Consider the following 14,273-nt stretch of genomic DNA (forward strand, 5'->3'; position numbering starts at 1 on the left):
GGAACGGGCTATGCGACGTTCCTGTGGTGTATGACGCTGGCGCGTTATACACCCTACGAGAGCGGTAGCCTGGGAGCATCCCGGCAAAAAGCGCACCTTGTGTACGCAAAAAAAGAACACCGATGGGCCGTCCAGCGGCCCACGCTCACCGATGATGAATGGAGCCGCCATGAGCCTCCCCGCCGCCTTCCTCGATACGGTAGAACACCTGATCCCCCGCGAACGCCGCTTCGACGACCCGCTCTCGACCCTGGCCTTCGGCACCGATGCCAGCTTCTATCGGCTGATCCCCAAGCTGGTGATCCGCGTCGAGAGCGAGGATGAAGTCGCCACGCTGCTCAAATCCGCCCACTCCCATCAGGTCGCGGTGACCTTCCGCGCCGCCGGCACCAGCCTCTCCGGCCAGGCCGTGAGCGACTCGGTACTGCTGGTGCTGGGCGACAACTGGAATGGCCGCGACATTCGCGAAGGCGGTACGCAAATCCGCCTGCAGCCCGGCGTCATCGGTGCCCAGGCCAACGCCTGGCTGGCACCTTTCGGCCGCAAGATCGGCCCGGACCCGGCCTCGATCAACGCCTGCAAGATCGGCGGCATCGTCGCCAACAATGCCAGCGGCATGTGCTGCGGCACCGCGCAGAACAGCTACCACACCCTGGCCGGCATGCGCCTGCTGCTGGCCGATGGCACCCTGCTGGACAGCGAGTTGCCCGGGAGCATCGCCGCCTTCCGCGAAAGCCACGGCGCGCTGCTCGAGCAGCTCGCCGAACTGGGCCGACAGACCCGCGCCAACCCCTCGCTGGCCGCGAAAATCCGCCACAAGTACCGCCTGAAGAACACCACCGGGCTGTCACTCAATGCCCTGGTCGATTACGACGAGCCGCTGGATATCCTCACCCACCTGATGGTCGGCTCCGAAGGCACCCTGGGCTTCATCAGCGCGGTGACCTACGACACCGTGCCGGATCACCCGCACAAGGCCAGCGCGCTGATCGTCTTCCCCGACGTGGAGACCTGCTGCAAGGCCGTGACCGTGCTCAAGCAGCAACCGGTGTCCGCCGTCGAGCTGCTGGACCGCCGCAGCCTGCGCTCGGTGGAGAACATGCTAGGTATGCCGGTGTGGGTGAAGAGCCTCTCCGAAGGCGCCTGCGCACTGCTCATCGAATCCCGCGCGGCGACCCAATCGCTGCTGCACGAACAACTTGCGCAGATCAGCGCCTCCATCGCCGATTACCCGGTGGAGAAGCAGGTCGATTTCAGCGAAGACCCGGTGGTCTACAACCAGCTCTGGCGCATTCGCAAGGACACCTTCCCGGCCGTCGGCGCAGTACGTGAGACCGGCACCACGGTGATCATCGAGGACGTCACCTTCCCGGTCGAACAGCTCGCCGAGGGCGTGAACCGCCTGATCGCCCTGTTCGACAAGCACGGCTACGACGAAGCCATCCTGTTCGGCCACGCGCTGGAGGGGAACCTGCACTTCGTCTTCACCCAAGGTTTCGAATCGCCGGAACAGATCGCGCGCTACTCGGCCTTCATGGACGACGTCGCGCACCTGGTCGCCGTGGAGTACGGCGGTTCGCTCAAGGCCGAACACGGCACTGGGCGCAACATGGCGCCCTTCGTCGAGCTGGAGTGGGGCCATGACGCCTACCAGTTGATGTGGCAACTCAAGCGCCTGCTCGACCCCACCGGCATCCTCAATCCCGGCGTGGTGCTGACCGACGACCCGCAGTTGCACCTGAAGAACCTCAAGCCGCTGCCGGCCGCCGACGAGATCGTCGACAAGTGCATCGAATGCGGCTTCTGCGAGCCGGTCTGCCCGTCCAAGGGGCTGACCCTGAGCCCGCGCCAGCGCATCGTCATGTGGCGCGACATCCAGGCCAAGCGCCGCGCCGGCATCGACACCACCGAACTGGAGCGCGACTACCAGTACCAGGGCATCGACACCTGCGCCGCCACCGGCCTGTGCGCCCAGCGCTGCCCGGTGAACATCAACACCGGCGAGCTGATCAGGAAGTTGCGCGGCGAGGAAGCACACCACGCCGGCACCGCCACCTGGCTGGCGCGCAATTTCTCAACCGCCATGAAGGGCGCGAAGTTCATGCTCCACGCGGCCAACGGCGCGCGCATGATTCTGGGCGCGCCACGCCTGGCTCGCCTCAGCGCCTCCCTCAGCCACGCCAGCAAGGGCCGTGTGCCGCAGTGGACGCCAGCAATGCCGCAGCCGGTGCGCCTCGCAGCAGCGCCGCGCACACTCGATGACAGCCGCCCACGCGTGGTCTACCTGACCGCCTGCGTGTCCCGTGCCATGGGTCCGGCGGCGGCGGACGAGGAGCAGATGCCGCTGATCGACAAGACCCGTCAGTTGCTGGAGAAAGCCGGCTATCAGGTGGTCTTCCCGGACAACGCCGACAACCTCTGCTGCGGCCAGCCTTTCGCCTCCAAGGGCTACAAGAGCCAAGCCGACGCCAAGCGCGACGAACTGCTCGCCGAACTGCTGCGCGCCAGCCGTGGCGGTCTCGATCCGATCTACTGCGACACCAGCCCCTGCACCCTGCGCCTGGTGCAGGAGCTGGCCGATGACCGACTGAAGATCTACGACCCGGTGAAGTTCATCCGCACGCACCTGGTGGAGCGCCTGGACTTCCAGCCGCAGGACAAGCCGGTGGCCGTGCATGTCACCTGCAGCACCCAGCACCTGGGCGAAAGCCAGGCGCTGATTGATCTGGTCAAGCGCTGCACCCGCGAAGTCGTGATCCCCGAGGGCATCCACTGCTGTGGCTTCGCTGGCGACAAGGGCTTCACCACGCCCGAGCTCAACGCCCACTCGCTGCGCACGCTCAAGGACGCGGTGCAGTACTGCGAGGAAGGTGTCTCCACCAGCCGCACTTGCGAAATCGGCCTGTCCGCCCACGGCGGCATCGACTATCGCGGGGTGGTCTATCTGGTGGACCGCGTGACTCGGGCGCGCCCTCTCTAACGCTGGTGGGTCGCGAACATGGCTGGCTCCTGCCGGCCCCGGCCAACGAGGGAGCGGACTCTGTCCGCGCTCGAACCCCAGCCCACGGCGTCATCCCCTTGTTAACGCCCTGTTAAGCCGGCGCTGTCACCCTCTGCCGCAAAACCGCCGCGGCGGCTATCCTGCTCGGGATGGCCGCGGCGGCGCTGCGCGATAAGGGAGCGAAGATGAGAATCCTGTTGGCGGAAGACGACCAGTTGCTGGGCGATGGCATTCGCGCGGGGCTGGGGCTGGAAGGCGACACCGTGGACTGGGTGAACGACGGTGTCGCCGCCGAGCAGGCGCTGGAAACCGACGAGTTCGACCTGCTGGTGCTCGACCTTGGCCTGCCGCGCAAGGACGGTCTGGAGGTGCTGCGCAGCCTGCGTCGGCGCGGCGACCTGACGCCGGTCCTGATCCTCACCGCCCGCGACAAGGTGGCTGATCGCGTGGCAGGCCTGGACGCCGGCGCCGACGACTACCTGACCAAACCCTTCGACCTCGACGAGCTGCTGGCCCGCGTCCGCGCCCTCACCCGTCGCCATACCGGGCGCGCCGCACCGCTGCTGAAACATGGTGAACTCTCACTGGACCCGGCCACCCACCAGGTCAGCCTGGCGGGCGCACCGGTCGATCTGGCCCCGCGCGAATACGCGCTGCTACGCCTGCTGCTGGAGCAACGCGGCAAGGTGCTGTCCCGTGCGCGACTGGTGGAAGCCCTCTACGGCTGGGACGGTGACCTGGAGAGCAACGCCATCGAAGTCCACATTCACCACCTGCGGCGCAAACTGGGCAACAGCCTGATCCGCACCGTGCGCGGCATCGGCTACGGAATCGACCGCCCCGAAGGCGCCACCCAACCTTGAGCGGCACGCCGCGCCGCGCCGGCTCCATCAGCCGGCGCCTGCTGCTGATGCTGATCGGCGGCGTTTCCCTGCTGTGGCTGGTGGCCGGGCTGTTCACCTATCAGTTGACCCGCGAACAGGTGAACCGCCTCTACGACCAGGACATGATCGACTTCGGCCAGGCCGCCCTGAGCCTGGTGGACATCGCCGATGCCATCGATCCGCAGTCCAGCGACGCCATGGAAATCCTCGCGCGCAGCCGCAAAGCCATCGAAGGGCTGCCGCTGCTTCGCCGCGAAGCCTCACTTGGCTACGCTATCTGGTATCGCGGCCAACCGCTGCTCGCCACGCACAAGCCCCCGAACGGCATCGAGGCACAACCGCCGGGCTTCTCCGACCTGCTCAGCGGCGACGTCAACTGGCGTGTACTGCAGATGGCCACGCCGGGCGCCGACGAAGTGCGCATCTGGGTCTTCGAGAACCTGCATTACCGCCACAAGACGCTGCACCTCTTGCTGTTCAGCGCTCTGTTCCCGCTATTGCTGGCGCTGCCGCTGATCGGTGTGCTGGTGTGGTTCGGCGTGCGCCAGGGTCTGGCTCCCTTGCGCAGCCTGATCGAGCAGGTGCACCAGCGCAGCGCCCACAGTCTGCACCCACTGGCCTTGAGCCGGGCGCCAGTGGAGGTACACAGCCTGGTCAACGAACTGAACCTGCTGCTGGAGCGCCTGAACTCGGCGATGGAAGCCGAGCGCCGGCTGACCAGCGACGCCGCCCACGAAATCCGCACGCCTCTGGCCAGCCTGCGCACCCACGCCCAGGTAGCGCTGCGCTCTTGCGACCCTGCCGCCCACGCCCATGGCCTGCAACAGGTCAGCCGCAGTGTCGAGCGGATCAGCGCGCTGATGGAGCAGATTCTCCTCCTGGCCCGTCTGGACGCCGAAGAACTGCACGAAATCTTCGCCCCCGTGGACCTGCGCCTGCTGGCCGAAGACACTATCGCTGACCTCGCGCCCCAGGCCATCGACAAGCAGATCGACCTGACTCTCGACAGCCAGGAAGCCACCCTGCCAGGCGTCGCCGCCTGGCTCGGGGTGATGCTCACCAACCTGGTCGGCAATGCCTTGCGCTACACCCCCGAAGGCGGCCGCGTTTCCGTCACCCTGGAAACCAGCAGCGACCGTCTGACGCTCTGGGTCCGCGACAACGGCCCCGGCGTCGCCCCCGCCGAGCGTGCGGCGATCTTCACCCGCTTCTACCGCAGCCCCAGCGTCGCCAGCAGCAGCGGCAGCGGGCTGGGCCTGCCCATCGTCAAGCGCATCGTGGAAATCCACCGCGGGCGCATCAGCCTGCACGAAGGGCTGGAAGGCGCAGGCCTTGGCGTTTGCGTCGAACTCCCGACAACAACCGGCCAAATACTCTGAACCCCGCGTAAAAAACCGCAGTCCACCCTGTACGGCCGGCCTTTCCGGGCCGCCGACCATCGGTCCAACGTGACAGGAGAACTGCCATGAAACGCGCCGCCCTGCTCATCACCGCCGCCCTGCTGGCCTCGCCGGCCTTTGCTGACGACCTGTGCAGCACCAACCTGCAGAAAGTCGACGACACGGTGAAAACCACCACCAACAACACCCAGGCCCAGGAACAGGCGATGCGCCTGCAGGAAAAGGCCGCCCAGGCCCAGGCCGCCGGCAACACCAAGGAGTGCATCGCGCACACCGAAAAAGCCCTGAAGCTGCTCAAGGACAACGCCGGCGACGGCGGAGCCAACGGGTGACCCCGGTCGCGGTGACCGGCCACTGCGCCGGTCGCCGCCCATAACGGCGGCGAAGCCTGCGCCATTCGCGAGGCCGCAGTTCGTTCCCCAGCCTTCGCCGCTCCCTAAGATGGTGCGATTCCCGATCACAAGAATCACAACGGAATCGCCATGCCCGTCTCCCGCTTGCTCATCGCCAACCGTGGCGAAATCGCCATCCGCATTGCCCGCGCCGCCGCCGAGCTGGGTATCCACACGCTGGCGATCTTCGCCGAAGACGACGCCGCCTCGTTGCACACTCGCCAGACCGACCAGGCTGCTGCCCTCAAGGGGCGCGCTGCCAGCGCCTACCTCGATCAGCAACAGATCATCGACATCGCCCTGGCCCAAGGCTGCGACGCGGTGCACCCGGGTTACGGCTTCCTCTCCGAGAACGCCGACTTCGCCCGCCGCTGCGAAGCCGCCGGCCTGACCTTCGTCGGCCCATCGGCAGACGTGCTGGAGGCCTTCGGCGACAAGGCCCGCGCCCGCGATCTCGCCCGCGACCACGGTGTGGCACTGGTCGCCGGCAGCAATCACGCCACTTCGCAGCAAGACGCCGAGCGCTTCTTCCGCGAACTGCCCGCCGGCGCCGGAATGATGATCAAGGCACTGGCCGGCGGCGGTGGCCGCGGCATGCGCGCGGTGCGCAGCGGCGAGGAAATCCCCGACGCCTACACCCGCTGTCAGGCCGAAGCCCGCGCGGCCTTCGGCGATGATCGCCTCTACGTCGAGCGCCTGATCCAGCGCGCCCGACACATCGAAGTGCAGGTGATCGGCGACGGCCGCAGCGTCAGCCACCTGTGGGAACGCGACTGTACCCTGCAGCGACGCAACCAGAAGCTGCTGGAGATCGCCCCGAGCCCCAACCTGCACCCACGCCTGCGCGGCGCCATCCTCGCCGCCGCCGTGCGCCTGGCCGAGGCAGTGAACTATCGCGGGCTGGGCACCTTCGAATTCCTCCTGGACGAGGACAGCGGCGACTTCGTGTTCATGGAAGCCAACCCGCGCCTGCAGGTGGAACACACCGTCACCGAAGCGGTCACCGGCATCGACCTGGTACAGGCGCAACTGCGCATCGCCGCCGGCGCCAGCCTCGCCGAGCTGAACCTGACTCAGGCCGAGATTCCCGCGCCGCGCGGCCACGCCCTGCAACTGCGGATCAACCTGGAAAGCCTCGCCAGCGATGGCACACCGCATCTGGCCTGCGGCACCCTCAGCGCTTACGAACCACCCAGCGGCCCCGGCCTGCGCGTGGACGGCTACGGTTACGCAGGCTACCGCAACAGCGCCGGTTACGACTCGCTGCTGGCCAAGCTGATCGTCCACGGCAGCAGCGGTTATCCACAGCTGGTGCAGCGCGCCTACCGCGCCCTCTGCGAATTCCGCCTCGAAGGTGTGGCGAGCAACATTCCGCTGCTGCTCAACCTGCTGCGCCAGCCTGCAGTGGCGGACAACCAGGTCACCACGCGCTATATCGAAGAACACCTGCCGGCGCTGCTCGATGCGCAGGACCACACCCATCCGCACCGATTCTTCAGCCACGCCAGCGCTGCGCCGCAAGCCCAGCGCGCGAGTGAAGCCCCCACCGGCTGCGTTCCGCTGGCCACGCCCAGTGCGGGAGTCCTCGTCAGCCTGCAGGTGGCTCCCGGCGACGCCGTCGCCCTGGGCCAGACCATCGCCGTGGTCGAGGCGATGAAGATGGAGTTCGAGGTAAAGGCCGGCGCCAGCGGCATCGTCCATAGCCTGGCCGCCACCCCCGGCGATAGCCTCGGCGAAGGCGAAGCGCTGCTGTTCGTTGAGCCGGCCGACATCGAAGCGCAGGACCACGAAAGCAGCGCCGCCATCGCTCTCGACGCCATCCGCGCGGACCTCGCGGAAGTCATCGAACGCCACGCCATCGGCCTCGACGAGCGCCGCCCGGACGCTGTCGCCAAGCGCCACCGAAACGGCAAGCGCACCACCCGCGAAAACCTCGCCGACCTGCTCGATGAAGGCAGCTTCATCGAATACGGCGCATTGGCCATCGCCGCCCAGCGTCGTCGCCGCAGCGTCGAGGAATTGATCGCCAGCAGCCCCGCCGACGGCCTGGTCAGCGGCCTGGGCAGTATCAACGCCGCGCAATTCGGCGACGAAAAGGCCCGTTGCCTGGTGCTGGCCTACGACTACACGGTGTTCGCCGGTACCCAGGGCGTGATGAACCACAAGAAGACCGACCGCATGCTGCACCTTGCCGAGCAATGGCGCATCCCGCTGGTGCTCTACGCCGAAGGCGGCGGCGGGCGCCCCGGCGATACCGACTTCGTCGGCGTGGCCGGGCTGGACAACATGAGCTTCGTCGGCCTGGCGCGGCTCTCCGGGCTGGTGCCGCTGGTGGGCGTGGTCTCCGGACGCTGCTTCGCCGGCAACGCCGCCCTGCTCGGCTGCTGCGACGTGATCATCGCCACCCGCGACACCAGCCTGGGGATGGCCGGCCCGGCCATGATCGAAGGCGGCGGCCTGGGCAAATTCGCCCCCGAGGAAGTCGGCCCCAGCGACGTGCAGAGCGCCAACGGGGTGATCGACGTGCTGGTGGAAGATGAAGCCGAAGCCACCCGTATCGCCCGCCAGTACCTCGCCTACTTCCAGGGTGACATCACCGACTGGCAGTGCGCCGACCAGCGCCTGCTGCGCCATGCGGTGCCGGAGAATCGTCTGCGCGTCTACGACATCCGCCAGGTCATCGAGCAACTGGCCGACAGCGGCTCGGTGCTCGAACTGCGCCGGCACTTCGCCGCCGGGATGGTCACCGCGCTGGTGCGCATCGAAGGCAAACCCTTCGGCCTGATCGCCAACAACCCCATGCACCTGGGCGGCGCCATCGATGCCGAAGCCGGCGACAAGGCCGCGCGCTTCATGCAGCTGTGCGATGCCTTCGACCTGCCGATCATCTCCCTGTGCGACACCCCTGGCTTCATGGTCGGCCCGGAGGCGGAAAAGACCGCCACCGTGCGCCACGTTTCGCGCATGTTCGTCACTGCCGCCAGCCTTACGGTGCCCTTCTTCACCGTCGTGCTGCGCAAGGGCTACGGCCTCGGCGCACAGGCCATGGCCGCCGGCAGCTTCCACGCGGCGCTGTTCACCGTGGCCTGGCCCAGCGGCGAATTCGGCGCCATGGGCCTGGAAGGTGCTATCCGTCTCGGTTACGCCAAGGAACTGGCTGCCGTGGAAGATGCGCAGGAGCGCCAGGCGCTGTTCGACAAGCTGGTCGCCGCGGCCTACCGCAACGGCAAGGGCCTGAATATGGCGAGCTACCTGGAGATCGACGACGTCATCGACCCGGTCGACACCCGTCGCTGGCTGCTCCGCGGGCTGGCTTCGACGCCACGTCCGGCGCAGCGCCAGGGGAAAAAGCGTCCACTGATCGATACCTGGTAAGCCATGGGTTGAGCTGCGCGGCCGATCCGCTAAAATGCGCGGCGTCATTGGGGAGTAGCCGACCGTTCCGCGAACGGGGGCGACGTCAACACACTTGGCCCAAATCAGTTGACGATCTCGCGAGCTAGAGCAGAACAAGGCGAGAGCAGCGGAGAAAGCGCAGTTTACGAATAGTAAATGAGCATTTCTCAGCTGTTCTCAACGCAGTTATGCCGACGCGCAGCAGATCGTAGACGGATTTCAGGCCATGGCGTCGCCAGCAGACTAGCCTGGCAAGACCTTTGACCACGTGATCTCCGCAACGGCCGGGGAGATGCGTGGTCATGGGTACTACACCGGCCGGGAGCTTCACCGTGATGCACCACCCCATTCTTCGCTCCACCTGTCTGGAGCTGCACGCATGCTGACCTTCATCCTCGAACTGCTCGGCATGCTGCTGGTGATCCTGGTCGCCGCCGAACTCTTCACCAACGCACTGGAACACTTCGGCGAACGCCTGGGTATCTCCGAAGGCGTCACCGGCTCGCTGTTCGCCGCCGTCGGCACGGCGCTGCCGGAAACCCTGATCCCGCTGCTCGCCCTGTTCGCCGGCACGAGCAACATCACGCTCAACGAGGAAGTCGGCGTCGGCGCCATCCTCGGCGCACCACTGATGCTCTCTACCCTCTCCACCTGCCTGATGGCCTGCTTCGCCTGGCGCGCCCGCGGCCTACTCGGACGCATCCGCCCGGAACGCAGCGGCCTGCAGCGTGACCTGAACTTCTTCCTGGTCGCCTTCAGCTTCGCCACCATCGCCATGTTCGTACCAGCGCAATTGCGCTCCGTGCGCATCGCCCTCAGCGTGCTGCTGGTACTCACCTACGTCGCCTACATCACCCTGACCCTGCGCGCCTCGCGGAGCCTGGTGGACGACGGCCACGGCACCGAAGCCGACCACCACATGTACCTGTCGCGCATCGGCCTGCCGACCAACCTCGCCACCATCCTGCTCCAGCTGTTGCTGGGTGTGGCGCTGCTGGTGCTGGGCGCGAAAGGCTTCATCCATGGGGTGGAAGGCCTGTCGCACCTGCTGGGCCTCTCCGCGCTGCTGCTGTCGCTGCTGATCATCCCCATCGCCACGGAGCTGCCGGAGAAGATCAACAGCATCCTCTGGGTCCGCCGCGGCCGCGACACCCTGGCCTTCGGCAACATCAGTGGCGCCATGGTCTTCCAGGGCACCCTGCTGCCCGCCATCGGCATCCTGCTCACGCCCTGGCAGCCGCGCATCGAGGTCCTCACCGGCGTGCTGATCACGCTGGGCGCCGCGTTTTGGCTACGACTCAACGCCCAGCGCAGCAGTGGATTACCGGTCTGGGTGCTGCTGCTCAACGGCGTGCTGTATGCCGCCTATCTGGGTGTCACCCTGTCGCGCTGACGCGCGCGGCTCATTGCCTACACTGACAGTCCGGGCTGCCGCTTCGGCGGCAGCCGCACGACTAGCGATACGCCGAAGGAGTGAGCATGAAAATCCTGGTAGTCCTGACCTCCCACGACCAGCTCGGCAATACCGGCAAGAAAACCGGGTTCTGGCTCGAGGAGTTCGCCGCGCCCTACTATGTCTTCAAGGATGCCGGCGCCAGCCTGACGCTGGCCTCGCCCAAAGGCGGCCAACCACCGCTGGACCCCAAGAGCGACGAGGAAGACGCACAAACCCCGGCCACCCTGCGCTTCCGCCAGGACAGCGAAGCCCAGGCCGCGCTGGCCAGCACCGTGAAGCTCAGCGAGGTGAAGGCCGACGACTTCGATGCCGTCTTCTACCCCGGCGGCCACGGCCCCCTCTGGGACCTGGCCGAGGACCGCGCCTCGGTGGCCCTGATCGAAGCCTTCCACTCCAGCGGCAAGACCGTCTCCGCCGTCTGCCACGCCCCAGCCGTGTTCCGCCATCCACGTGGACTGGACGGCCAACCGCTGGTGCAGGGCCGCCACGTCACCGGTTTCTCCAACAGCGAAGAAGAAGCCGTCGGCCTCACCGACGTCGTGCCCTTCCTCGTCCAGGACATGCTCAAAGCCAACGGCGCCCGCTACAGCAAGGGCCCGGACTGGCAGAGCCACGTCGAAGTCGACCGCGGCCTGATCACCGGTCAGAACCCCGCATCCTCCGAGGCCGTGGCCGAAGCCGTCCTGAAATTCCTGGCCTGACAAGCCTTCACACCGCCCCGGTGGCTATCGGGGCGGCTTTCCCGTAGAATGAATCCCGACCTTGACAGGTTTTGGGGCCGATTAGGATTCGACGCCGGTAACAAAACTCTAGGGGCATGCCGAGTAGGTGACAGTTCTCGTAAATCAGCTGCCACAACTTTATAGTTGCCAACGACGACAACTACGCCCTAGCAGCCTAAGTGCCGCTAGCAGACCCTAGGGGATGCCTGTAAACCCGAAGATTAGGTCTGTCATATAGAACAGGATCGCCGCCAAGTTCGCTGTAGACGTAACGGCTAAAACTCATACAGCTCGCTCCAAGCGCCCTGCCACTCGGGCCGCGAGGAGTTAACCTAGTAGAGATGGCTAAGCATGTAGAACCGACAGCGGAGAACTGGCGGACGGGGGTTCAAATCCCCCCGGCTCCACCAACAAAACATCTAAAGACGTCCTCGGACGTCTTTTTTTGTGCCTGAAACCCAGTAAATACGGGGCTTTCAGCGTCATCACGATCCGATAGCGTCCAGCAGGGTCCATGAGATTCGGTATTCCAAGTGGTATTCCAAGCCATCCACTGGTAATTTTTGGAATACCGAAACTGTTCCTGGAATACCCTATGTGCGCCCAAGCCACCCGCCTCTCGGACCTCAAGGTCAAAGCCGCCAAGCCTCAAGAGAAGGACTACGTCCTGAGCGATGGCGACGGCCTACAAATGCGAGTGAGAAGCAATGGCTCAAAACTCTGGAACTTCAACTACCGGCACCCGGTGACGAAGAACCGGATCAACATGGGCCTTGGGACCTTCCCTGAAGTTTCATTGGCGCAGGCACGCAAGCGCACCGTTGAGGCACGTGAACTCCTCGCCCACGGTATCGACCCCAAAGAGAAACGGGATGCCGTACAGCAGGCCAAGAAGGCGGCGACCGAACACACCTTCCAGAACGTGGCGACGGCCTGGTATGAGCTGAAAAAGGATGCGGTGACCCAGGCCTACGCCGAGGACATCTGGCGCTCCCTCACGCTACACATCTTCCCGGACTTGGGCACCACGCCGATCTCCGCCATCAATGCCCCTCAAGTCATCAACCTGCTCCGGCCACTTGAAACCAAGGGCAGCCTTGAGACAGTTAAGCGGCTGACACAGCGCCTCAACGAGATCATGACCTACGGGGTTAATTCGGGGCTGATTCACGCAAACCCGCTCAGCGGGATCCGTTCTGTCTTCAAGAAACCGAAGAAGAAGAACATGGCGGCATTGCCCCCTGATGAGCTGAAGGAGCTCATGGTAGCAATTGCCAACGCCAGCATAAAAAGAACGACCCGCTGCCTGATCGAATGGCAGCTTCACACCATGACCCGGCCAGCCGAGGCAGCGACCACCCGCTGGGCGGACATCGACATCGAGAAAAAGATCTGGACGATACCTGCGGAACGCATGAAGAAACGCCGGACTCATATCGTCCCGCTCACGGAACAGGCTCTGGCGCTCTTGGAAGCGATCAAGCCCTACAGTGGGCACAGGGAGTACGTGTTCCCCGCAGACCGGAACCCTCGTACCCACTGCAACAGCCAAACCGCCAACATGGCGCTGAAGCGCATGGGTTTCGAAGGACGCCTGGTGAGCCACGGCATGCGCTCGATGGCCAGCACCATCCTCAACGAGCAAGGCTGGGATCCTGAATTGATCGAGGTAGCGCTTGCTCACGTCGACAAGGACGAGGTTCGCAGCGCCTACAACCGGGCGGACTACATCGAACGCAGACGTCCAATGATGGCTTGGTGGAGCGAGCACATTCAGGAGGCAGCTACGGGCAATCTCTCGATGTCAGCAATCAGGAAACGCCAAGATAAAAAAGTCGTTTCGATACGCTGATCAAAGGGCGGCTACTGATCGGAGCCGAGCTAGCGCTTTCACTCAAGGCGTACGTCTCGTCATGCACCAGGTGATACATCTGCCGAACGTGATCGAAGTACCGAGAGAGCCTGGTTCTCTCGACGACCTCATCCCCCTGTGCGTCGTAGCTGATCCTGAATGCAGGACAGTCATGACGAATCACTGCGTTCACGAGTCGTTCGATCTGGATAGCGATGTCGGATTGGGAGAGAGGTTTTGCTGTGTAATCGGTCATGGCAGGCACCTGGTTGATAGGTTCATACCAAGTGCTGGATTGGTTTTTTATCTACCGGGTTGCCAGGCTCCATCTCCTCGAGTCTATCCCCTACTGGTATCAAATCCCCGCTGACGATCCCCATAAGACTTCGTAGCAGCCTTGCAGAGGTAGCTAGCGCGATGAAACAGCGCAGGTAGCTGATCTTCTCGCCCCTCCCGCACACTCCGGTTGATCCGGTAAACCGGGTTATCAGGGATTTCCACCAAGCCGTCCACCCAGTCTACGGGTACACCCAATGCACTGGCCCAGGCTTCTTGCATGCGATTGAATATGTTGCTTTCCTCTGACCGTAAACGCCCAGGCCCGTAGTAGGCATCACGGTTCAGCAGGATCAACAGGTGGTAGTGCGGCCTTTCTCCCCTGCCTGTCTCTCTGGCCCAGACATAGCGGACCTTGCAGCCACGGGCATAGCGACTCCGCTCACGCAGTTGGCTGCGGTGGTATTCGATCCTGCCAGTAAAGGCCTCAAAGAACTTGCTGATGACCTGGTTGGTATAGGCGTAGTCGGGCAGGTCGATATCCTTCGGCAGACGGAGATCCACTCTGAAGGCCAATACCCTCGGATACTGATCTCTAGCCAGATCGATGATGTGCTTGAGACGAGCAAGGTACTCCCGGATGAAAGGCCCTTTCTCGATCATTACGGGAAAGCCTTCGAAGGTGTCGTCGTAGTGCAGGCTGAGATTGGTGTTGTCGGGATGACGGAGAGGGTAGCGATTGGCGATACGGGGATGGCTGGACATGGTTATGACTCCTGATTGAGGTTCATAACCTGTTTGTCTGCTACGTATTTTTTTACCGTGATCCGTGGTGGATGTCTGCTCTTCGCCTGAATTCAAGACGAGTACTTGCTGCTCTCGTCGATGCTGTCC

9 protein-coding genes and 1 other RNA gene are annotated in these 14,273 nt (G+C 64.6%); 9 read left to right on the forward strand and 1 reads right to left on the reverse strand.

Features of this window, described 5'->3' with window-relative positions; genetic code table 11:
- The first annotated feature begins 169 nt into the window (after positions 1-169).
- The 9 genes from LDJ84_RS25740 to LDJ84_RS25780 all read left to right on the forward strand — a co-directional run bounded on the left by LDJ84_RS25740 (position 170) and on the right by LDJ84_RS25780 (position 13,103).
- Entirely contained in the window at positions 170-2,980 is a 2,811-nt protein-coding gene (locus LDJ84_RS25740; protein WP_226045597.1) for an FAD-binding and (Fe-S)-binding domain-containing protein, read from the forward strand.
- A 206-nt stretch (positions 2,981-3,186) separates the two neighbouring features.
- On the forward strand, positions 3,187-3,864 hold the full coding sequence (locus LDJ84_RS25745) for a response regulator (protein WP_037017122.1): 678 nt from the start codon (positions 3,187-3,189) through the stop codon (positions 3,862-3,864).
- 47 nt (positions 3,865-3,911) lie between these two features.
- On the forward strand, positions 3,912-5,264 hold the full coding sequence (locus tag LDJ84_RS25750) for a sensor histidine kinase (protein WP_065085599.1): 1,353 nt from the start codon (positions 3,912-3,914) through the stop codon (positions 5,262-5,264).
- A gap of 86 nt (positions 5,265-5,350) precedes the next feature.
- Positions 5,351-5,617, forward strand: a complete 267-nt coding sequence (locus tag LDJ84_RS25755; protein ID WP_226045598.1) for a hypothetical protein — start codon at positions 5,351-5,353, stop codon at positions 5,615-5,617.
- Between the two features lie 150 nt (positions 5,618-5,767).
- Complete coding sequence (locus tag LDJ84_RS25760; RefSeq protein WP_226045599.1) at positions 5,768-9,052, forward strand: acetyl-CoA carboxylase family protein; 3,285 nt, start codon at positions 5,768-5,770, stop codon at positions 9,050-9,052.
- A gap of 400 nt (positions 9,053-9,452) precedes the next feature.
- The gene (locus LDJ84_RS25765; protein ID WP_065085402.1) at positions 9,453-10,466 is read left to right on the forward strand and encodes a sodium:calcium antiporter; all 1,014 of its coding nucleotides are present in this window, start codon (positions 9,453-9,455) and stop codon (positions 10,464-10,466) included.
- 86 nt (positions 10,467-10,552) lie between these two features.
- Entirely contained in the window at positions 10,553-11,230 is a 678-nt protein-coding gene (locus LDJ84_RS25770; protein ID WP_024764811.1) for a type 1 glutamine amidotransferase domain-containing protein, read from the forward strand.
- A gap of 73 nt (positions 11,231-11,303) precedes the next feature.
- Positions 11,304-11,661, forward strand: a transfer-messenger RNA (tmRNA) gene (ssrA, locus tag LDJ84_RS25775).
- Between the two features lie 185 nt (positions 11,662-11,846).
- Positions 11,847-13,103: an integrase domain-containing protein gene (locus tag LDJ84_RS25780; protein WP_203791085.1), complete on the forward strand. Its 1,257-nt coding sequence runs from the start codon at positions 11,847-11,849 to the stop codon at positions 13,101-13,103.
- A 339-nt stretch (positions 13,104-13,442) separates the two neighbouring features.
- Here LDJ84_RS25780 and LDJ84_RS25785 read toward each other — a convergent pair whose 3' ends face one another.
- Complete coding sequence (locus LDJ84_RS25785) at positions 13,443-14,144, reverse strand: inovirus Gp2 family protein (protein ID WP_203791018.1); 702 nt, start codon at positions 14,142-14,144, stop codon at positions 13,443-13,445.
- Between the last annotated feature and the right edge of the window lie 129 nt (positions 14,145-14,273).

It is taken from the genome of Pseudomonas sp. HS-18, from assembly GCF_020401845.1.
In the GTDB taxonomy this organism is placed as follows: domain Bacteria; phylum Pseudomonadota; class Gammaproteobacteria; order Pseudomonadales; family Pseudomonadaceae; genus Pseudomonas; species Pseudomonas nitroreducens.

Coding starts and splice junctions, on each gene's coding strand:
- LDJ84_RS25740 (WP_226045597.1), top strand. CDS start 170: ATGAGCCTCCCCGCCGCCTTCCTCGATACGGTAGAACACCTGATCCCC.
- LDJ84_RS25745 (WP_037017122.1), top strand. CDS start 3,187: ATGAGAATCCTGTTGGCGGAAGACGACCAGTTGCTGGGCGATGGCATT.
- LDJ84_RS25750 (WP_065085599.1), top strand. CDS start 3,912: ATGCTGATCGGCGGCGTTTCCCTGCTGTGGCTGGTGGCCGGGCTGTTC.
- LDJ84_RS25755 (WP_226045598.1), top strand. CDS start 5,351: ATGAAACGCGCCGCCCTGCTCATCACCGCCGCCCTGCTGGCCTCGCCG.
- LDJ84_RS25760 (WP_226045599.1), top strand. CDS start 5,768: ATGCCCGTCTCCCGCTTGCTCATCGCCAACCGTGGCGAAATCGCCATC.
- LDJ84_RS25765 (WP_065085402.1), top strand. CDS start 9,453: ATGCTGACCTTCATCCTCGAACTGCTCGGCATGCTGCTGGTGATCCTG.
- LDJ84_RS25770 (WP_024764811.1), top strand. CDS start 10,553: ATGAAAATCCTGGTAGTCCTGACCTCCCACGACCAGCTCGGCAATACC.
- LDJ84_RS25780 (WP_203791085.1), top strand. CDS start 11,847: ATGTGCGCCCAAGCCACCCGCCTCTCGGACCTCAAGGTCAAAGCCGCC.
- LDJ84_RS25785 (WP_203791018.1), bottom strand. CDS start 14,144: ATGTCCAGCCATCCCCGTATCGCCAATCGCTACCCTCTCCGTCATCCC.